The following is an 18,490-nucleotide window of genomic DNA, read 5'->3' as shown; positions in this document are numbered from 1 at the left end:
CCTACTCCAGCCCGCAGACCGCGGCGACCTCGGCCAGCGCCGCCGGCACCACCGGTGCGGACCCGATCGTCTGCCCGGTCAGCGCCGCGTGGCCGGACAGGGCGGTGTCGACGTCCTTGAGCCCATTGCCGGTCACCGTGATCACGATCCGCAGCCCGGACTCCAGCTCACCGCGCTCCGCCTTCGCCAGCAGTCCGGCGACCCCGGTCGCGGAGGCCGGCTCGACGAACACGCCCTCCCTGGCCGCGAGGTACTGCTGGGCGGCCAGGATCTGATCGTCCGGTACGGCCTCGAACAGCCCGCCGGACTCGTCCCGCGCGGCAACCGCGAGCGCGGTCGACGCCGGGTTGCCGACCCGGATCGCGGTGGCCACGGTCTCCGGATTCAGCACCGGGTGACCCAGCACCAACGGCGCCGCGCCGGCAGCCTGGAACCCCCACATCCGGGGCCGCCGGGTGGCCCGGCCGGCGTCGGCGTACTCGACATAACCACGCCAGTAGGCCGGCAGGTTGCCGCCGTTCCCGACCGGCATCGCGTGGATGTCGGGGGCGTCGCCGAGCAGGTCGACGATCTCGAACGCGGCCGTCTTCTGGCCCTCCAGCCGGATCCGGTTGACCGAGTTCACCAGGGACACCGGGTAGTGGTCGGCGAGCTTCTGGGCCAGCCCGAGGCAGTCATCGAAGTTGCCGTCGATCTGGACCACCTTGGCGCCGTGCACGATGGCCTGGGCGAGCTTCCCGGCGGCGATCCGGCCGGCCGGCAGCAGCACGATCGGCAGCAGCCCGGCCTTCGCGGCGTACGCCGATGCGGAGGCCGACGTGTTCCCGGTGGAGGCGCAGACGACCGCGGTCGCCCCTTCGTGCAGGGCGGCGGTGACGGCGACCGTCATGCCGCGATCCTTGAAGGAGCCGGTCGGATTGGCGCCCTCGACCTTGAGCCAGACCTCACCGCCGAGCCGGTCCGACAGGTTCTCCGCGGCGACCAGCGGCGTGTTGCCCTCGCCGAGCGTGATCACCTTGGCGGCGGGATCGATCGGCAGCCAGTCCCGGTAGCGCGCGATGATCCCGTGGGTCGTCCCCTGCGCCTCGCCAGCAGGCTGCGTCCCATGATCAAACAGGGTCATCACTCACCCTCGACTCTCATCACGCTGGTCACCTCGACGACCACGTCCAACTCCCGCAACGATTCCACAGTGGCGCTGAGTGCCGCATCCGGAGCCGGGTGGGTGACGATCACCAGTTGGGCGTCGGCGCCCCGGCCCTGCTGCCGTACGGTCTGGATGGAGACGCCGTGGTCGGCGAAGCAGTTCGCGATGGTGGCCAGCACGCCCGCCACGTCGGTCACCTCGAGCGAGAGGTGATAGCGGGTGATCACGGTGTCGATCGACGAGATCGGCCGGGCGGCGTAACTCGACTCCCCCGGCCCGGCGGCGCCGCGGAGCCGGTTCCGGGCGACCGTCACCACGTCGCCGAGCACCGCGCTCGCCGTCGGCGGACCGCCCGCGCCGGGCCCGTAGAACATCAGCCGACCGGCCGACTTCGATTCGACGAACACCGCGTTGTAGGCGCCGCCGACCGAGGCGAGCGGATGATGGCGCGGGATCATCGCCGGATGGGTCCGGACCGAGACCGCCCGCTCGCCGTTCGCGTCGGGGCCGGTGAGCTGACAGATCGCGACCGCCTTGACCACGCAGCCCATCGCCTTGGCCGAGGCGATGTCGGTCGACGTGACGTCGGTGATCCCCTCCCGGTACACGTCGGCGCTGGTGACCCGGGTGTGGAAGGCCAGGCTGGACAGGATCGCGGCCTTGGCGGCGGCGTCGAACCCCTCGATGTCGGCGGTCGGATCCGGCTCGGCGTACCCGAGATCCTGGGCCTCGGTCAGCGTCTCGGCAAAGCCGGCACCGCTGGTGTCCATCTTGTCCAGGATGAAGTTCGTGGTGCCGTTGACGATGCCGATCACGGCGGTGATCTCGTCGCCGACCAGGGATTCGCGCAGCGGCCGGATGATCGGGATCGCGCCGGCCACCGCCGCCTCGAAGTAGAGGTCGACGCCGGCCTCCTCCGCCGCGGCGAACAGGGTCGAGCCGTCCTGGGCGAGCAGGGCCTTGTTGGCCGTGACGACCGAGGCGCCGTTCTTCAGCGCGGTGAGGATCAGGTTCCGGGCGGGTTCGATGCCGCCGATCACCTCGATCACCAGGTCGGCGCCGGAACTGACCAGTTTCTCCGCGTCGGTGGTGAGCAGGGCCGGGTCGATCCCCGGGCGCTCCCGGCCGGCCCGGCGGACCGCGATGCCGATCAGTTCGAGCGGCCGGCCGATCCGGGCCCGCAGGTCATCGGCCGAGTCGGTGAGCAGGCGCACCACCTCGGTGCCGACGGTGCCGCAACCCAGCACGGCGACCTTCAGCGGCGTGGTGGCGAGCGGCTCGGCTGTGCTCATCGATGACCTCGTGAATTCTGGTGGTTGTCGCGGACTCCGCCCATGCGGTGCGGCCGCGGCGGATCCTGCCCCATCTTGACTGTCCTACTCGGCATTCTGTCCTACTCGGACCGCTGCGGCTCACCCGACGTCGAGCCGCAGCAGGTCCTCGATAGTCTCTCGCCGCACCAGCGTGGTCAGCCGGCCGTCCCGGACCCCGATCACCGGCGGCCGCGGTACGTGGTTGTAGTTGCTGGCCATCGACCGGCAGTACGCGCCGACCGCCGGCACCGCGAGCAGATCACCCGGGGCGATGTCGGAGGGCAGGAACTCGTCCCGGACCAGGATGTCGCCGCCCTCGCAGTGCACACCGACGACCCGGGACAGCACCGGTTCGGCACCGGACCGGCGGGAGGCCAGCGTGGCCGAGTAGTCGGCGCCGTAGAGGGCGGTCCTGATGTTGTCGCTCATGCCGCCGTCGATGGACACGTACAGCCGGGTGTGGCCGCCGTCCAGCTCCACCGGCTTGACCGTGCCGACGCGATACAGAGCGAACGTGGTCGGTCCGCTGATCGCCCGGCCCGGCTCGATCGACAGGTGCGGCACCGTCGCCCCGAGTGCCTCGCACTCGGACTGGATGATCTTGGTCAGGGCGTCCGCGAGCTGGCCCGGTGTGGCCGGCGAATCCTCTGACGTATAAGCGATTCCGAAGCCACCACCAAGATCAAGTTCCGGCAGCTCGAGGCCGATGATCTTGGCCGCCTCGGCCCGCAGCCGGAGGGTACGCCGAGCCGCCACCTCGAACCCGTCCGGCTCGAAGATCTGCGACCCGATGTGGGAGTGGATGCCGATCAACTCGAGCCGCGGATGATCATGACACTCGCGCAGCGCCCGCAGCGCGGCGCCGCCGGCGATCGAGAAGCCGAACTTCTGATCTTCGTGCGCGGTCGCGATGTATTCGTGGGTGTGCGCCTCGACGCCGGTGGTCACCCGGACCATCACCCGCGGCGTCGCGCCCAGCTGCTCGGCCAGTTCGCCGAGCCGGCCGATCTCGTCGAAGGAGTCGACGATGATCCGGCCCACGCCGGCCTCGATCGCCGTCCGCAGCTCGACGACGCTCTTGTTGTTGCCGTGCAGTCCGATCCGGGCCGGGTCGACGCCCGCCCGCAGCGCGACGGCCAGCTCGCCGCCGGTGCAGACGTCGACGCCGAGCCCTTCCTCACTGACCCAGCGGGCGACCGCCGTACAGAGGAAGGATTTGCCGGCGTAGTAGACGTCCCAGCCGTCGAACGCCGTCCGGAAGGCCGTGGCCCGGGCCCGCAGGTCGTCCTCGTCGAGCAGGTACGCGGGCGTACCCACTTCTTCGGCGATCTCCGTCACCGACCGCCCGGTGATCGTCAGCACTCCCTGCCCGTCCTTCGCGACGTGCCGGCTCCACAGCCCGGGCAGCAGCGCGTTGACGTCCTCGGGTACGTCGAGCCAGCGCGGGTGCGGCCCGGCGGCGTCGGCATGGATCGCGCCGGCGATGTGCGACGCGTTCATCGGCGATACCCGGAGCGGAGCAGTCCGGAGGGGCACGAGATCACGGCGGAACTCTGCCAGAACCGGCCGGCCGATGCCCCGCCTTTTCATCTCGTGGACCGTCCCGCCCGAACCGAGTGCGCATCCGCGGTCGATCACTGGTACATTTCTCTTCGGCCATCCGGCCCCCGTAGCTCAGGGGATAGAGCACCGCCCTCCGGAGGCGGGTGCGCAGGTTCGAATCCTGCCGGGGGCGCCAGCACCACACCTGTTCAGGTGTGAGCGCAGCGCCGAATTCACCACCAGCCGATCGCCGATCCCGGCGGTCTACTACGTATCATGTATGACAAGTGATACGTGTCAGGAGGCTGGATGAAGCTCAACAGCAAGGGGCAGGTCACCATCCCGGCCGAGCTCCGCGCCAAGCACGGCTTCGCCGCGGGCGACGAGGTCGATGTGATCGAGGACGGCAATTCCTTGCGGATCGTCCACCGCAACCCGGGCCAGAGCCGCGGAGCCCGAACCGTCCACCGGATGCGCGGTCGCGCGACAACCAGCCGGACCACCGACGAGTTGATGGAACTGTTGCGTGGCGAATGAGCGGACGACCCTGGTCGATTCGAATGTGCTGCTCGACGTCCTCACCGACGACTCGACCTGGTCCGAGTGGTCGGCCACCCAGCTCGCCAACGCCCTCGACCACGGCACGGTGATCATCAATCCCCTGATCTACGCCGAGGTGTCCGTCGGCTTCGAGCGGATCGAGGAACTCGACGAAGCACTGCCCGAAACGACTTTCCGACGGGAGCCACTGCCCTACTCCGCCGGATTCCTTGCCGGGAAGGCGTTCCTGGACTACCGACGCCGTCGCGACTCCAAGCCGACACCGCTGCCCGACTTCTACATCGGCGCCCACGCGGCCGTCGCCGACCATCGCCTGCTGACCAGGGATGCCCGCCGGTACCGGACGTACTTTCCGAGCGTCGACCTGGTCGCTCCCGCGTAGTCACCGACTCGCTCCTTGCCGAATCCGCAAACAGTCGTGCCGGATCGGCCGCTCCCGACGAGACTGGCGACCAACGCCGCCGGTCATCGCCGAAGGAGATCGTTGTGCCCACAGCCACCCGCCGTGCCCGTCGCCGGGACACGCCGCCGCCCCGGACCGGGAGCACCGAGGCTGAGGTGCTCCGTGGGTTCCTCGACTACCTTCGGACCTCGATCGCGGCGAAGGTCGACGGTGCGCCGGAGCCGGAGGTGCGGACGGCCCTGGTCCCGTCGGGCACCAACCTGCTCGGCCTGCTCAACCACCTGATCTTCGTCGAGCGGGCCACCCTGCTCGGCGACAAGATCACCAACTGGCCGGCGACCTTCCGCGCCGCACCCGGCGACAGCGTGGCCGATGTGGTCGACCTTTACCGGGCGACGGTCGCGCGGGCAAACGAGGTGCTGGACGGCTACAGCGATCTCGCAGCGACCCTGCCCCGGCCGGGCAACCAGCGCGGACCGAGCGTGCGCTGGGCACTCACCCACCTGATCGAGGAGACCGGCCGGCACGCGGGCCATGCGGACATCCTGCGCGAGTTGATCGACGGCACCACCGGCCGCTGACGCTCAACCAGGCAGCGGCAGGTCCACGGTCTGCCCTGGCGGGGTCAGCCGGTAGGCGTCGAACAGGTGCATGATCGCCAGCGATTCGTCCAGGGTGCCCTTGGTGGGCGGAGTGCCGGCCAGCACGCTCTCGCAGAAGTGCCGCACCTCCGGCACGTAGCCGAGATAGAACAGGTTCTTGTTGTACAGCTGGCCGAGAGAGAACTCGGGCTGCCAGACCAGCGGCGCCACGTCGTCATCCACGACATAGCTCGGATTGCGGCCGTAGCCGAGCCTCACCCCGGGCCGGTAGTAGGTCAGCCGGACCCCGTTGTCGATCACCAGATTGGCGTCCCGGCCGACCACCTCGACCCGTTCCAGCGGGCTGGTGCCCGCCGCTCCGGCGGCCAGGTGCAGCGAGCCGATCGCACCGGACTCGAAGCGAAGCATCGCCACCGAACCGCCCGCGGGCTCCCGCTCGTAGCCGAATCTGGTGATCTTGCCCCCGAGGTACCCGAGCACCGCGCCCGGGTGGTAGATGTGATCAAGGAAGCCGATCAGCTCCCGCGGGTCCTGTTTGCGATCGTCGTCGGGCAACCCCTGCGGATACCGTACGATGATCGAGGAGACCGGCCCGAACTCGTCGGACTCGATGATCGACTTCGCCTTTTCCATCGCCGGCGTGAAGATCTTCTTCAGCCCGGTCATCACGAACCGGCCGGCCGACTCGGCGGCGGTCTTCAACTCGAGCACCTCGGCCACCGAGGCCGCGGTCGGCTTCTCCATCCAGACATGGCTGCCGGCCGCGAGACAGTCCAGGGCCAGGTCGGTGGCCTGGACCCGCCCGTCCTCGTCGTAGCTGGTCACGATGAAGACGGCGTCCGGCCGCTCCTGCTCGAGCATCGCGCGATGATCATGGTAGGACTGCGTCGCGCCGAACGTCCGGGCGTACGCCGCCGCTCGGTCGGCCGAGCGGTCGCACACGGCGACCAGGTCGACGGGTGCGTACTGGAACGTCGGATAGACATTGCGGTACGAGTGCCCGCCGGCACCGATGAACGCACACCGGACCCGCTGCTCGTACTCGAACTGATAGGTGATTTCTGCACTCCCCTGGGCCATCGCACCAGTCTGTCAGCGATGATCACTGATCTTGAGAAGTTCGAGTAGGACAGTTCTAGCCCGACTTGATCTTGGCGGCCCGCTCGACGGCCTTGGCGATCGCGTCCCGCTCCCGTTGGACGGCCTCGCGAACCTTGATGTCGGCGTCGCGGCGCTTCGCCTCGGCCTCCCGGCGTTTCGCCGCCGCTGCCCGTACCGCCTTGTCGCGGCGCACCTCGTCGCGGGCGAACTCGCCGATCTCGGGCGGCTCCGGAGGCGGCTCGGCATCCGGTGCGGTCCGGTCACCGACCGCTTCCAGATAGCGCGCGAACCCGTCCAGCAGCCGGTCCAGGCCGAACCGGAAGTCGGCGTCCTCCAGCTGGGACTCGGAGGTGCCGAAGTACTCGCCCGACACCACCATCGGATAGAGGTCCGGGAACCGGTCCGGCGTGACCAACTCCCGCAGCGCGCCGGCCTGCGCCTCGGCGGCCCAGGCGTCCCGGGCCAGGTCGATCTCCTCGTCGGCGACCTCCTGCTCGAGTTCGCAGAAGCTCCGCACGTACATGCTGACGACCATGATCAACGCGATCTTCTCGGCCAGCTCCAGCCGGGCCGGACGGAGGGCGCGCAGACCAAGATCGACAACGGCCATGTTGTTCGGCGTCATCAGCAGCGACGGGGTGCGGTTGATCTCCAGCAGCCACGGGTGATCGCGATAGCAGCCGCGGAGCAGGGCCGCCCAGTCCCACATGTTCGCGCGCCAGTCGTCGCCCCAGCTGCCCTCCGGGTACGAGACCTCGCTGGCTGCGTCGGCCATCAGCACCAGCAGGTCGTCCTTGCTGGTGACGTAGCGGTAGAGCGACATCGTCGTGAATCCGAGCGATGACGCCACCCGGCTCATCGTCACGGCCCCGAGCCCTTCGGCGTCGGCGATGCCGATCGCGGCCTCGACGATCAGCTCGTGGCTCAACTCCCGCTTCGGGCCGCGTTGCGGGTTGGCCGCGATCCCCCAGGCCATCGCCACGGCACGCGGCAGTTCCTGCTCCACCGGGTCGCTCATCGGGCCAGGATAGTGCCCCGCGCTGGTTCTGTGTGTGCTGCATACTGTTTACGTGATACGCTGCGTATCCAGTACACAGTTAGGAGCCGCGATGACACCCGCCGTCGAGATCTCCGGTCTCGCGAAGTCGTACGGGAAGACCACCGTCCTGGCCGGGATCGACCTCAGCGTCCCGACCGGAACGATCTTCGCCCTGCTCGGCCCGAACGGTGCCGGCAAGACGACCTTGATCAACATCCTCAGTACGCTGATCCCGCCGGACCGCGGCCGGGCGACGATCCTCGGTCACGACGTGGTCACCGAGGCCGACCTGGTCCGCCGGTCGATCAGCCTGACCGGCCAGTACGCCGCCGTGGACGACCTCCTCACCGGCACCGAGAACCTGCAGCTGATGGCTCGGTTGTCCGGTCTCCGCCCGGCCGACGCCCGCCGCCGCAGCGCCGAACTGCTGGCCGACTTCGACCTCGTCGACGCCGGGCCGCGCCGGGTGAAGACCTACTCCGGCGGCATGCGGCGCCGGCTCGACCTGGCGATCAGCTTGATCATCACGCCACCGGTGCTGTTCCTCGACGAGCCGACCACCGGCCTGGACACGCGCAGCCGGCAGGCGCTCTGGCAGGCCATCCGCGGCCTGCTCGACGTCGGCACGACGATCTTCCTGACCACGCAGTACCTGGAGGAGGCGGACCAGTTGGCCGACCGGATCGCGGTGATCAACAACGGCCAGGTGGTCGCCCAGGGATCGGCCGCCGAGTTGAAGGCCCAGGTCGGCACCGAGTTGGTCGAAGTGCACGACGCCTCCGGCCGGCTGCTCGCCGAGCACCAGACGGACGGAACCATCGACGGCCTGCAGGCGGTGCTGGCCGGGCTGGACCGCTCGGCGTACCCGGATGCCCAGATCACCCTCCGCAAACCGACCATGGACGACGTGTTCCTCGCCCTCACCGGGGACGCGCCGGCCGACCAGAACCGACGGGAGCTCGTCCGATGACCACCCTGACCGTGCCGGCGCTGCGCGCCGTACCCTCGCCGCTGGCGACGAACCTCGCCTTCATCGGCCGCAGCGTGAAGCACTCGCTGCGCGAGGTCGACGCACTGCTGATGGCGATCGCCCTGCCGGTGATGTTGATGTTGGTCTTCACGTACGTCTTCGGCGGCGCGATCGAGACCGGCGGCGACTACATCAACTACGTCGTACCGGGGATCATCCTCACCTGTGCCGGCTTCGGTGCCAGCAGTACCGCGGTCAGCGTGAACACGGACATGACCGAGGGCATCATCAACCGGTTCCGGACCATGCCGCTGCGCGCGTCCGCGGTGATCACCGGCCACGCGGTCGCCAGCCTGCTACGCAATCTGGTGGCCACCGGGGTCGTCTTCGTGGTCGGCCTGCTGATCGGCTTCCGGCCGGCTGCCGGCCCGCTCGGCTGGCTCGCCGCGTTCGGCGTGATCGCCCTCTACATCCTCGCGATCACCTGGATCTTCGCCGTCCTCGGCCTGCTCGCCCGGAGCGCCGGCGCGGCCAGCGGCTACGGCTTCGGCCTGCTCTTCCTGCCGTACGCGTCCAGTGCGTTCGTCCCGGTCGACACGATGCCCGCCTGGCTCCGCGCGTTCGCCGAGCACCAGCCGCTGACCCCGATCAACGAGACCATCCGCGGCCTGCTGATGGACACCCCGCTCGGCAGCCAGCCCTGGTGGGCCCTCGGCTGGTGCCTGGCGATCCTGATCGCCGGCTACCTCTGGGGCCGCTGGCTCTTCCCCCGCCGCCTCGCCCACTAAACCCCCGCCGACCGGTCACAAAAGCAGCGGTTTCTGCGGCGTGTCGCTGCGGTAGTGACCGGTCGGCGGGGCTTCGGTCGGACCGAAGGCCCAGTACGGAATCTTCTGCCGGGTCTGATCCATGGGTCTGATCCACGCTGGCGGGCGACGCATTCGTCCCGCCACACGGCGGACCGGAGACGCGGCCACGGCTGGAACGCCGAGCAGCCCGGCCTTGACCGGAACGCCAAGGGCAGGGATCCGCCCGGTGCCGTGGTGACGCGGATCCTGCGGCTGAGCGGCACAGGATCGCATCTCGGGGCAGGGCACCGCCGGCTCAGGGGGCTACCTCGACAAGATCATCACCGGACGCCCGCCGACCCCCAGAAATGCGCACCGGCGACCCCTTGACCTACGGAGCGGCATCCAACTCGGCGAGAAGCGAGCGCTCAGCCCGGATCACCATGACCCGCCGCCTGCTGGCCGAGCTCGTCGCCGCCGGCCGTCCGGACCACCGGCCGCTGCACCGCTGATCCCGTGCGCGTGATGTCGCGAAATCTCTTGACGTTGACCGAACGGCGGCGGTACAACGTTGCACCCGCTGACGCGAAGAGAAATCGCGACACACCCTGGCCAGGCCCGACCCTGCGCGCACCGCGGCCTGTGAACCGCCCCGGGTTTTCCGGACGCTTCGGGTTGTGTCTCTACCCGGTCGGGCTGAGACGGTTTCTTGCAGCGTAGTACGCGGTTTCGACCTCGATGGGTGTGAGGTCGTCGATGGCTTCGTGGGTGCGTTCGTGGTTGAACCAGTGGACCCAGTGCAGGGTCTCGATCTCGACATGATCAACATTGCGCCAAGGCCCGCAGCGTCGGATCATTTCGCTCTTGTAGAGACCGATCTGGGACTCGGCCAGGGCGTTGTCGTAGGCATCGCCCACCGAGCCGACCGAGGGGTCGACGCCGGCCTCGATCAGCCTGCTGGTGAAGGCGAACGAGGTGTACTGACTGCCGGCGTCGGTGTGGTGGACCAGCCCGGTCAGGTCGGTGATCCCGGCTTGATGGCGGGTCCAGAGCGCGTGTTCGAGGGTGTCCAGGACGAGTTCGGTGGTCATCGTGGTGGCGGCTCGCCAGCCGACGATCAGCCGGGAGAACACGTCGATGATGAACGCGACGTAGACGATCCCGGCCCAGGTCGGCACGTAGGTGAAGTCGGCCACCCAGAGCCGGTTCGGCGCCGGCGCGGTGAAGTCCCGGTCGACCAGATCAGCCGCTCGGGCCTGCTTGGGGTCGGCGATCGTGGTTCGCACCTGCTTGCCCCTGAGTGCGCCGTGCCAGCCGTTTTGTGCCATCAACCGCTCGACCGTGCACCGGGCCACGTCGTGGCCCTGCCGGCGCAGATACAGCCACAGCTTCCGAGCACCGAACCCGTCGACGAACCGCTGCTGCCGGGCGGTCTTGATCAACTCGACGATCTCGGTGTCTCGTAACGCCCGCCGAGATGGCGGCCGGTTACGGGCCTCGTAGTAGGTGGACGGGGCGATCTTGATCCCGTGCTCGGTCAGCACGCGACAGATCGGCTCGACCCCGAACCGGTCCCGGTGTTCGTCGATGAACACGATCAGTACCTGGGTGGGCGGTCGAGCTCCGCCGCGAAGAAAGCCGACGCGCTCTTGAGGATCTCGTTCGCTCGGCGCAACTCGGCGTTCTCCTTCTTCAACGCCTTGATCTCAGCGATCTCCTCGCTGGTCTTCCCCGGCCGCTGACCATGATCAACTTCGGCCCGACGGACCCACTTCCTGACGGTCTCGGCCGACCCGATCCCGAGCTGGTCCGCGATCGTGCGGATCGCTTCGAACTCGGACGGGTAAGCGCCGCGCTCCAGCGCCTCAGCGACCAGCCGGACCGCACGCTCCCGCACCTCGCGGGGATACTTCGACGGACGTGCCATGACTTCATCCTCCAACTAATGAAGCCTCCGGACACCCCGGGGCGGTTCACTCAGCCTCCCCACCACCCGTACAACCGCGACCGGCGCGTCACCATCGCAGCCTCGACAGCGTCGAGCGGAATGCTTGACCCACGGAACGCGCCGGAATCGAGGTCAAATCACTCAGTGAGCACGCCGGCGCTCCCGCCTCGAAGTTGCCGGCTCGCCTCATGCTCGACCCCGTCAGCAGAATCGCGTTCGCGTCGATCGGGATCCCGGCCACGACGGCTGCGACTTCCTCCGGAACCTCGGCCCAGCCCTGTCGGTTCGAGTGCGGTCAATTCGGGCTGAGCGTGGCCAGGGTCCGCCGGTCAATCGGCGCCCGAACCCGTGCCTGCGCTGACCGGCTCGGCATTCCACACCTCCGGGAATCGGCACAGGCACCGACATCCATGACCGGCGCAGTACGCCACCTGTCCCCACCGGCGCAGAGCGCGCATGTCTATGAATCGGCGCAGCGACCGTAGTGGATCAGCGGATCGCGCACCCCACCCCCCGGACCAGCAGAGCGCGCAGCACCCGCCCCCGGTCCAGCAGATCGGTGCAGCGCCCATCACGTCCACTTGTCGGCATAGCGCATGTCCGAGCGTCAACTGATCGGCCCAACTCCCGTCCAACCACCGACCAGTGCAACGCCTGTCCGTGCGACCGCTGATCGGTGCAATTCCCCTCGCCCACCCTTCGGCACAACACTCCACCGATCGGCGCGACGCTATCCGTGCATTCCGCGGACCGGCGCAGCGCCGCACATCCGATCCAGGCTCTGCTCCGAGGGCATTGGCCAGAGCCCCGGCTCCCCCCATCACCACCGACCAGTCACAAGTGCAGCGACACGCCGCCAAAACACCTGCTTTTGTGACCGGTCGGCGGATCTCTTGGGGGGTCAGGGGGTGTAGACGAGGGCGTCGCCGACCTTGCGTTCGGCGCTGCCGGAGGGCTTGTTGATCAAGCCGCCCTTGGCGACCATGGTCGAGGAGCCGCCGCCGTCGAGGTTGATCGCGTCGCGGAGGCCGAGGGACTTCGCGACGGCCGCGGTCTCCTCCAGGGTGGTGCCGACGCTGGTGGTCTGGCGGCCGTCGATCACGCCGAGCACCAGCTCACCGGTCGACTTGGTGCCGATGAACGTGCGCGGGTTGCGGGCGAAGAAGCTGTTGTCGATCGGGGGCAGGACGTTCTCGCCGTTGCGGAGCAGCTGGTAGCGGCCGTTGACGGCCTGGCTGTCCCGGCCGAGCCGGACCTCGCGGCCGGCCTCGTCCCGCAGGGTGCTGTCGATCTTCACGCAGCCGGCCAGCCGGCGCAGGGCGACGACGTCGGAGCCGGTGGCCTGCAGGGACTGCTCGCCCTTGGCCAGTGCGGTGCCGCGCTGGTCGGCCCGGCGCTTCACGCAGCCGCGGGAGTCCAGCACCAGTTCGGTGCCGGGGCCGGACGGGGTGCTGGCCGCGAACTCGGGCGTGAACAGCACCGTGTCGCCGTCCGTCGGGCAAGCCGCCTGGTCGGCCAGCGCCTCGCAGCCGGCGGGCAGCGCCGGCGGGTGGTTGACGAACTCGAGCCCGACCCTGAGGTCACGTCCCTGGACGTGGCCGGACCAGCTGAACGGCCCGTACGACGGGCGCAGTCCATCCCGGTGGAACAGCACCGAGACCTCGGCCGGGTCGGTGGTCGGCTCGCTGAGCAGCCGGCCGTCGTAGACGCCCAGACCGACCGGATCGCCGGGATAGTCCCGCGAGGCGGTGAAGGTGAAGAAGCTCGCGTTCACGCCGGCCAGGGCGCCGGCCTCGGCGGTCAGTTGCGAGGTGGTCTCGACCCCGGCCAGGTCCGGGCCCTTGACGGCACGGATCTCGCCGGTGGCCTGGCGCGGATCGATGGTGAGCAGGAAGACGCGCCACGGTCCCCTGGTCGTGGTCGCGATCTCGGCCGGGTCGGCCGGCTCGTCGCCGCGGACGATCGTGGTGAGCGTGACGCCGGGCGCGAGCGTGGAGGTCGACCGGCTCTCCGGCAGGTCGGCGTCGCCGAGCGGCAGTTCCGGCGGGCGGGCGGTGGCCGGAACGGCGGCCAGCGCCAGAGTGAGGAGGGTCCCCCCGAGCAGGGCTGTCATGGTGGAAAAGCGACCCTTGATCATGACTTGACGTTGACATTTGCCAGCGAACGGCCGGGCCACCTTCCCGTGACCGCATCGAGAAGATCCGGTGACGCATCGGAGCCCTGGTAGATTCGCCGCCGTCCGTACCGCCGCCGGCGGGTCCGCCTCTCGAGCCAGCAGGAGTCTCCGCCGTGCCCGAATCAGCACCCGACGCCCGGCCGGCCCCGCGACCGCTGGTCGACCGCATCCCGTCGGTCACCCTGGTGATCTTCTGGCTGGCCAGCCGCGTCCTGGTGCTCGGGGTCTGGCTGAACGCCGAATACATCGCGACCGGGGACGTCGGCTACTACTTCGGCAAGATCGCCAACCTGGGCCGGGTCGGGCTGGACCAGACCTTCCTGGAATACCCCACGCCGGTCACCTGGATCCTGTCGATCCCGTACCTGCTCTCCGGCGGCAACCAGTCCGGCTACATCATCGGCTACGTCGGCTTCATGATCATCATCGACGCGGCTTTCACGATCGCGCTGTGGCGGGCCGGCGGCGACCGGCCCGGCCGCGCGGTCTACTTCTGGCTGATCTTCATCGTCTGTGTCGGCCCGCTCTCCTACCTGCGGTTCGACCTGATCCCGGCCGTGCTGGCCGGCGGCGCGCTGCTCGCGCTGCGCCGGGTGCCCGCACTGAGCGGCGTGCTGACCGGGATCGGCGCAGCGATCAAGCTCTGGCCGGCCCTGTTGATCGCGGCCCTCGCCGCGCCGAAATCAGGCCGGCGGCCGGCCCTGATCGGCTTCGCCGCCGCCGGGTTCGGGCTGGCGCTCATCAGCCTGATCGCGGGCGGCTGGCAGCGGCTGATCTCACCGCTGGCCTGGCAGTCCGGTCGCGGCCTCCAGATCGAGTCGGTCTGGGCGACGCCGCTGATGCTGGCCCGGATCGGCGACCCGACGACCTGGACGATCGACATGTCTCCGTACCAGGCCTTCGAGGTGTACGGACCCGGCAACGAGATCATGGTCGCGGTCAGCAACCTGGCCACGATCGCCGGTCTCGCCGTGATCGTCGCCCTGTGCATCCGGGCCTTCCGCGCCACCGAGCCGAGCCTGCTCGGCATCGGCCTGCTGATGATCGCGATCGTCGCGTTGATGATCATCACGAACAAGACGTTCAGCCCGCAGTACCTGCTCTGGCTCGGCGGCCCGGTCGCCGCGCTCGGCGTCCTCCATCGCGGCGACCGGTCACTGCTGGACCTGCTCGGCGTCTCGGTGCTGGCGCTGGCCGTCCTGACCCACCTGATCTACCCGGTGCTCTACTACCAGGGGCTGCTCGACGCGGAGGTGTCGACGGGCCTGATCGTCGGCACCGTCGTCCTCGCGATCCGGAACGTGGCGATCCTGGTCTTCACGGTGGCGGTCTGCCGCCAGACCTGGATCGCCCTCGCTCCCGCTCCGGTCAGGCCTCCCGGGTGAACTTCTTGATCTTCGGGTCCTGAGCCACCTCGTCGGCCGCCTTCTGCATCGCGGCGACGTACTGGTCCGGAGTGGACCGGCCGTTGATCAGGTTGGCCATCTCGCGCTTCCGGGCGTCGTTCATCGGCGCGTACCAGGTGTTGAAGTTGAGGCTGAAGATGTTCTCGCCGGCGGCCTTCGTCGCCTCGGCCACCGACTTCAGTGCGGTGGTCGGGTTGGTCAGGTTCTCCGGCGCCGTCTTGGTCGCGATCAGCGACCCGGTCAGTTCGGCGAACTTCGCCCCGGCGTCGTTGCTCAGCATCAGCCGGAGATACTGCATGCCGCCGAGCTTGTTCTTGGCGTTCTCGGCGACGATGAAGTTCTCGCCCGGGCCGCCGTAGAGCGCCTCGAACGGCAGCTGGTCGCTCGCGGTCAGCGAGGGCACCGGCTGCGCCACCATGTCGAAGCCGGGCTTGATCTGCTTGCGCATCTCGTTCTCCAGCCACGATCCGCACGGGATGATGGCGGCCCGGCCCTGCAGCCACTGCGCCTGCGAGGTGGTGTGGTCGAGACCCTCGGAGCCCTCCATGATGTAGCCCTCGTCGTGCAGTTGCCGGACCGCCTTCGCCGCCGCCAGCACCGACTCGTTGTCGAACGCGTTCGGCCGCAGGTTGTCGATGTTGAGCATGATGTCGATGCCGCCGTGCTTGATCGCCATCGTGTCCAGGATCGTGTCCATGTACTGCGTGTGCACGCCGGTGTGGACGAACGGCGCCAGCCCGGTGGACTTGATCTTGTCGCAGAGGCCCAGGAAGTCGTCCCACGTCTTGGCCGGTTCCCAGCCCTTCTCCGCGAACAGCGGCCCGCTGTACCAGAAGCCCCACATCGCGAAGACGTACGGCAGCTGCCGCATCACGCCGTCGTAGGAACCGGAGACGATCGCCGCCGGCATCAGCAGATCCCGGATCTTCGTGTTCGGGTCGTCCACCGACGGCGCGTCCAGCAGCGGCGTCAGGTCGGCCAGCTGGTTGTCGGCCACCAGCGTCGCGGTCGGCATCGCGTCGGCGCCGGAGTTGTCGATCACCTCCGGCGGGTTGCCGCCGGCGAACCGCGACTGCAGCGTGCTGGCGATCTTGACCGTCGACGACATCTTGCCCACCTCGCCGCCGGCCCAGGTGTTGTAGAGCGCGACGTGCTCCTTGCCGTACTGATCGCCGTACCCGCCGTTGAAGATCACCACCTCCAGCGGCGCCTTCTTGTCCACGCCGAGCGGATTGTCCGCGGTCTGCTCGCCCGCCGACGAGGAGGCCCCGGGGTCGGGCGCACCGCCGCTGGCCACACAGGCGGTCAGCCCGCCAGTACCGGCCAGCGCCGCACCCGCCGCGGCGGTCTTGATCAAGGACCGCCGGGTGATCGGCGGGACCTGCTTGTCGAACTCCGGAGCCATGATCGGTTCCCTTCGATGTCGGAGAAGTTACTTGAGCGCGCCGGCGGTCATCCCGGCCTGGATCTGCTTCTGGAAGATCACGTACAGGATCAGCACCGGCGCCATGCTGATCACGAGCCCGGCGAACAACCCGGAGAAGTCCGAACCGTACTGCGAATCCCCCGCGAGCTTGGCCAGTCCCTGGGTCACCACATAGAGGCCCGGGTTGTCGTTGTTGAGGAACAGCGGCAGCAGATACTGGTTCCACAGCCCGACCGCGTTGAAGATCGTGATGCTGACGATGCCGGGCCGGGCCAGCGGCAGCATGACGAAGAAGTACGTCTTGAAGTGACCGCAGCCGTCGATGAAGGCCGCCTCGCTCAACTCGCCGGGCAGGCTGCCGAAGAAGCCGGTCAGGAAGAAGACCGTGAACGGCATCGCGTACGCGACGTAGACCGCGATCAGGCCGTGATAGGTGCCGAGCAGCCCGAACGGCAAACCGGACGCCTGCATGCTCGTGCCGAGTTGTTTTATCACCCCGAACAGCGGGATCACGGCCAGGAAGATCGGCAGCGCCATCGCCCCGATGAAGGTGAGGTTGAGCGCCCGCCGGCCGACGAACTGGTAGCGGGCCAGCACGTAGGAGACCATCGCGCCGAGCACCATGACGATCAAGGTCGACAGGCCGACCACGATCAGCGAGTTGAGGAAGTAGGTGCCGAACTGGGCCTCGTTCCAGGCCCGGAGGTAGTTGTCGAGCTGCAGCGCCTGCGGCGGCCGCCAGGAGTCGACGAAGATCTCGGCGTCGGTCTTCACCGACGACATCAGCACCCAGATGATCGGCAGCCCGATGATCACCGACCAGATGATCAAGATCACCTGGGTCACCGCGGTCAGGCCGCGTTCGCCCTTGATCTTGGGCGCGGTCTCGGTCCGCAGCTGCGTCACCTGCGTCGTGGTCACAGTTCCCCCTGCTCTCGCCGGGTCACCCGCAGGGTCAGCGCCGCCAACACCATCGTGATCAGGAACAGGACCACGCCCTGCGCGGTCGCGTACCCGAACTGGCCCTGTTCCTTGAAGCTCTTGTAGATCGACAAGGCCATCACCGTCGTGGTTTCGTTCGGCCCGCCCGGACCGATCGTCATCAACTGGACGATCGCGAACGCGTCCAGACACAGCACGCCGAGATAGATGTAGGCCGTGATGATCGACGACCGCAGCAGCGGCAGGGTGATCCGCAGGAAGGTCTGGGCCCGGCTGGCCTTGTCGATGGCGGCGGCTTCGAGCAGCTCCCGCGGGATGCTCGACATCGCGGCCGAGAAGTAGACCATGTAGAAGCCGACGTTCATCCAGACCATGACGATGATCACCGTCAGCATGGCGGTGTTGGGATCGGCCAGCCAGGACGGCGGGCTCGCGACACCGACGAGACGCAGCAGGGAGTTGAGCAGGCCGCCCGGATGGAAGACCTGCTGGAACATGATCGCCAGGGCCGCCACCGAGACCACCTGCGGCACGAAGAACAGCACCCGGTAGAAGGCGGCGCCGGTCACCCCGCGCAGCTGGCCGGCCTTGGTGCTGCCGGACAGGTTCAGCATGGATGCGAAGAACAGGGCGATGGCGATCGAGATGAACGGCACCACCAGGAGCAGGATCATGTTGTTCCGCAGACCGGCCCAGAAGACCCGGTCCGGATTGAAGTCGCCGAAGCCGAACAGGGCCGCGAAGTTCTGCAGACCGATGAACTCGAACGTCGGCGAGTAACCGGTCCAGTCGGTCAGCGCCAGATAGAACGCCTGCACGTACGGCGACACGACGAAGATCAGGAAGATGATCATGGGCAAGATCAGGAAGGAGCCGACGAAGACGTACTTCTGCACCAGCTTCAACCGGCGCTGCCGGGACCGCCCGATCGGATCGACGGCAGGCCGGCGGGCGGGCGCGACGGCCGCGTTGCCGCCCGACTGCACCGCGACCTGATTGCCGCTGTCGGCCATGCCTGATTCCCCTGTCGCCTTGCCCTCAGACGGGTATTTCCGCTACCTAAGCACACTCACCGCAGAGATTCTCGTGATCCGGGCTGGAAGTTACCTGAGCGCATCCTTCGGGT

The 18,490-nt window shown here is 68.5% G+C and carries 16 protein-coding genes, 1 tRNA gene and 1 other annotated feature; of the genes, 7 read left to right on the top strand and 10 right to left on the bottom strand.

Annotated elements, in window-relative coordinates:
- Position 1: 1 nt before the first annotated feature.
- The 3 genes from thrC to lysA all read right to left on the bottom strand — a co-directional run bounded on the left by thrC (position 2) and on the right by lysA (position 3,960).
- Entirely contained in the window at positions 2 to 1,123 is a 1,122-nt protein-coding gene (gene thrC / locus BKA15_RS33170) for a threonine synthase (protein ID WP_179757890.1), read from the bottom strand.
- Positions 1,123 to 2,439 (bottom strand): homoserine dehydrogenase, encoded by a 1,317-nt coding sequence (locus BKA15_RS33165; protein WP_179757889.1) that lies wholly within the window; start codon positions 2,437 to 2,439, stop codon positions 1,123 to 1,125. Before BKA15_RS33165 ends, thrC begins: the two co-directional genes overlap by 1 nt.
- A gap of 120 nt (positions 2,440 to 2,559) precedes the next feature.
- Positions 2,560 to 3,960, bottom strand: a complete 1,401-nt coding sequence (lysA, locus tag BKA15_RS33160) for a diaminopimelate decarboxylase (RefSeq protein WP_179757888.1) — start codon at positions 3,958 to 3,960, stop codon at positions 2,560 to 2,562.
- 163 nt (positions 3,961 to 4,123) lie between these two features.
- On the opposite strand from lysA, the gene BKA15_RS33155 reads away from it, so the two are divergent.
- The 4 genes from BKA15_RS33155 to BKA15_RS33140 all read left to right on the top strand — a co-directional run bounded on the left by BKA15_RS33155 (position 4,124) and on the right by BKA15_RS33140 (position 5,547).
- Positions 4,124 to 4,198: transfer RNA gene (locus BKA15_RS33155), tRNA-Arg, on the top strand.
- Between the two features lie 113 nt (positions 4,199 to 4,311).
- Positions 4,312 to 4,539 (top strand): AbrB/MazE/SpoVT family DNA-binding domain-containing protein, encoded by a 228-nt coding sequence (locus BKA15_RS33150; protein ID WP_179757887.1) that lies wholly within the window; start codon positions 4,312 to 4,314, stop codon positions 4,537 to 4,539.
- On the top strand, positions 4,529 to 4,945 hold the full coding sequence (locus tag BKA15_RS33145) for a type II toxin-antitoxin system VapC family toxin (RefSeq protein ID WP_179757886.1): 417 nt from the start codon (positions 4,529 to 4,531) through the stop codon (positions 4,943 to 4,945). The genes BKA15_RS33150 and BKA15_RS33145 overlap by 11 nt, the downstream gene beginning before the upstream one ends.
- Before the next feature lie 104 nt (positions 4,946 to 5,049).
- Positions 5,050 to 5,547 (top strand): DinB family protein, encoded by a 498-nt coding sequence (locus BKA15_RS33140; protein WP_179757885.1) that lies wholly within the window; start codon positions 5,050 to 5,052, stop codon positions 5,545 to 5,547.
- Positions 5,548 to 5,550: 3 nt separating this feature from the next.
- Here the strand turns inward: BKA15_RS33140 and BKA15_RS33135 are convergent, their stop codons facing one another.
- Both BKA15_RS33135 and BKA15_RS33130 read right to left on the bottom strand, forming a co-directional pair.
- On the bottom strand, positions 5,551 to 6,648 hold the full coding sequence (locus BKA15_RS33135) for a Gfo/Idh/MocA family protein (RefSeq protein ID WP_179757884.1): 1,098 nt from the start codon (positions 6,646 to 6,648) through the stop codon (positions 5,551 to 5,553).
- 55 nt (positions 6,649 to 6,703) lie between these two features.
- The gene (locus tag BKA15_RS33130) at positions 6,704 to 7,687 is read right to left on the bottom strand and encodes a TetR/AcrR family transcriptional regulator (protein WP_179757883.1); all 984 of its coding nucleotides are present in this window, start codon (positions 7,685 to 7,687) and stop codon (positions 6,704 to 6,706) included.
- A 91-nt stretch (positions 7,688 to 7,778) separates the two neighbouring features.
- Between BKA15_RS33130 and BKA15_RS33125 the strand changes: the two genes are divergently transcribed.
- Positions 7,779 to 8,678 (top strand): ATP-binding cassette domain-containing protein, encoded by a 900-nt coding sequence (locus tag BKA15_RS33125; protein WP_179757882.1) that lies wholly within the window; start codon positions 7,779 to 7,781, stop codon positions 8,676 to 8,678.
- The gene (locus BKA15_RS33120) at positions 8,675 to 9,466 is read left to right on the top strand and encodes an ABC transporter permease (RefSeq protein ID WP_179757881.1); all 792 of its coding nucleotides are present in this window, start codon (positions 8,675 to 8,677) and stop codon (positions 9,464 to 9,466) included. Before BKA15_RS33125 ends, BKA15_RS33120 begins: the two co-directional genes overlap by 4 nt.
- Before the next feature lie 683 nt (positions 9,467 to 10,149).
- Here the strand turns inward: BKA15_RS33120 and BKA15_RS33115 are convergent.
- Together BKA15_RS33115 and BKA15_RS33110 are read right to left on the bottom strand one after the other, a co-directional pair.
- Positions 10,150 to 11,393 (bottom strand): IS3 family transposase gene (locus tag BKA15_RS33115; protein ID WP_179747869.1). Its coding sequence is split into 2 segments (ribosomal slippage): positions 10,150 to 11,105 and positions 11,105 to 11,393, totalling 1,245 coding nucleotides; the frame shifts between segments, so codons are not numbered across the junction.
- Positions 10,978 to 11,106 (bottom strand) — a sequence feature (AL1L pseudoknot). It overlaps the preceding gene by 129 nt.
- A gap of 922 nt (positions 11,394 to 12,315) precedes the next feature.
- Positions 12,316 to 13,551, bottom strand: a complete 1,236-nt coding sequence (locus BKA15_RS33110) for a phosphodiester glycosidase family protein (RefSeq protein ID WP_179757880.1) — start codon at positions 13,549 to 13,551, stop codon at positions 12,316 to 12,318.
- Positions 13,552 to 13,703: 152 nt separating this feature from the next.
- Here BKA15_RS33110 and BKA15_RS33105 point away from each other — a divergent pair, with 152 nt between their 5' ends.
- Positions 13,704 to 14,975 (top strand): glycosyltransferase 87 family protein, encoded by a 1,272-nt coding sequence (locus tag BKA15_RS33105; RefSeq protein WP_179757879.1) that lies wholly within the window; start codon positions 13,704 to 13,706, stop codon positions 14,973 to 14,975.
- On the opposite strand, the gene ngcE is transcribed toward BKA15_RS33105, so the two are convergent.
- Genes ngcE through BKA15_RS33090 form a run of 3 tightly spaced genes read right to left on the bottom strand, consistent with a single transcriptional unit; the run spans position 14,959 to position 18,377 of the window.
- Positions 14,959 to 16,401: an N-acetylglucosamine/diacetylchitobiose ABC transporter substrate-binding protein gene (gene ngcE / locus BKA15_RS33100; RefSeq protein ID WP_179757878.1), complete on the bottom strand. Its 1,443-nt coding sequence runs from the start codon at positions 16,399 to 16,401 to the stop codon at positions 14,959 to 14,961. The two genes, BKA15_RS33105 and ngcE, sit on opposite strands and share 17 nt — an antisense overlap.
- A 27-nt stretch (positions 16,402 to 16,428) precedes the next feature.
- Positions 16,429 to 17,343, bottom strand: a complete 915-nt coding sequence (locus BKA15_RS33095) for a carbohydrate ABC transporter permease (RefSeq protein ID WP_218871680.1) — start codon at positions 17,341 to 17,343, stop codon at positions 16,429 to 16,431.
- Positions 17,340 to 18,377, bottom strand: a complete 1,038-nt coding sequence (locus tag BKA15_RS33090; RefSeq protein WP_179757877.1) for a carbohydrate ABC transporter permease — start codon at positions 18,375 to 18,377, stop codon at positions 17,340 to 17,342. The genes BKA15_RS33095 and BKA15_RS33090 overlap by 4 nt, the downstream gene beginning before the upstream one ends.
- Positions 18,378 to 18,490 lie beyond the last annotated feature (113 nt).

It is taken from the genome of Microlunatus parietis (assembly GCF_013407955.1).
Taxonomy (GTDB): Bacteria; Actinomycetota; Actinomycetes; order Propionibacteriales; family Propionibacteriaceae; genus Microlunatus; species Microlunatus parietis.
The sequence above is the reverse complement of the archived record's forward strand: the minus strand, read 5'-3'. Positions and strand labels throughout refer to the sequence as shown.

Excerpts from the sequence above, each read along its gene's own strand:
- BKA15_RS33110 (WP_179757880.1), bottom strand. The coding sequence starts at position 13,551 with ATGATCAAGGGTCGCTTTTCCACCATGACAGCCCTGCTCGGGGGGACC.
- BKA15_RS33135 (WP_179757884.1), bottom strand. The coding sequence starts at position 6,648 with ATGGCCCAGGGGAGTGCAGAAATCACCTATCAGTTCGAGTACGAGCAG.
- ngcE (WP_179757878.1), bottom strand. The coding sequence starts at position 16,401 with ATGGCTCCGGAGTTCGACAAGCAGGTCCCGCCGATCACCCGGCGGTCC.
- lysA (WP_179757888.1), bottom strand. The coding sequence starts at position 3,960 with ATGAACGCGTCGCACATCGCCGGCGCGATCCATGCCGACGCCGCCGGG.
- thrC (WP_179757890.1), bottom strand. The coding sequence starts at position 1,123 with ATGACCCTGTTTGATCATGGGACGCAGCCTGCTGGCGAGGCGCAGGGG.
- BKA15_RS33150 (WP_179757887.1), top strand. The coding sequence starts at position 4,312 with ATGAAGCTCAACAGCAAGGGGCAGGTCACCATCCCGGCCGAGCTCCGC.
- BKA15_RS33090 (WP_179757877.1), bottom strand. The coding sequence starts at position 18,377 with ATGGCCGACAGCGGCAATCAGGTCGCGGTGCAGTCGGGCGGCAACGCG.
- BKA15_RS33120 (WP_179757881.1), top strand. The coding sequence starts at position 8,675 with ATGACCACCCTGACCGTGCCGGCGCTGCGCGCCGTACCCTCGCCGCTG.
- BKA15_RS33125 (WP_179757882.1), top strand. The coding sequence starts at position 7,779 with ATGACACCCGCCGTCGAGATCTCCGGTCTCGCGAAGTCGTACGGGAAG.
- BKA15_RS33165 (WP_179757889.1), bottom strand. The coding sequence starts at position 2,439 with ATGAGCACAGCCGAGCCGCTCGCCACCACGCCGCTGAAGGTCGCCGTG.
- BKA15_RS33130 (WP_179757883.1), bottom strand. The coding sequence starts at position 7,687 with ATGAGCGACCCGGTGGAGCAGGAACTGCCGCGTGCCGTGGCGATGGCC.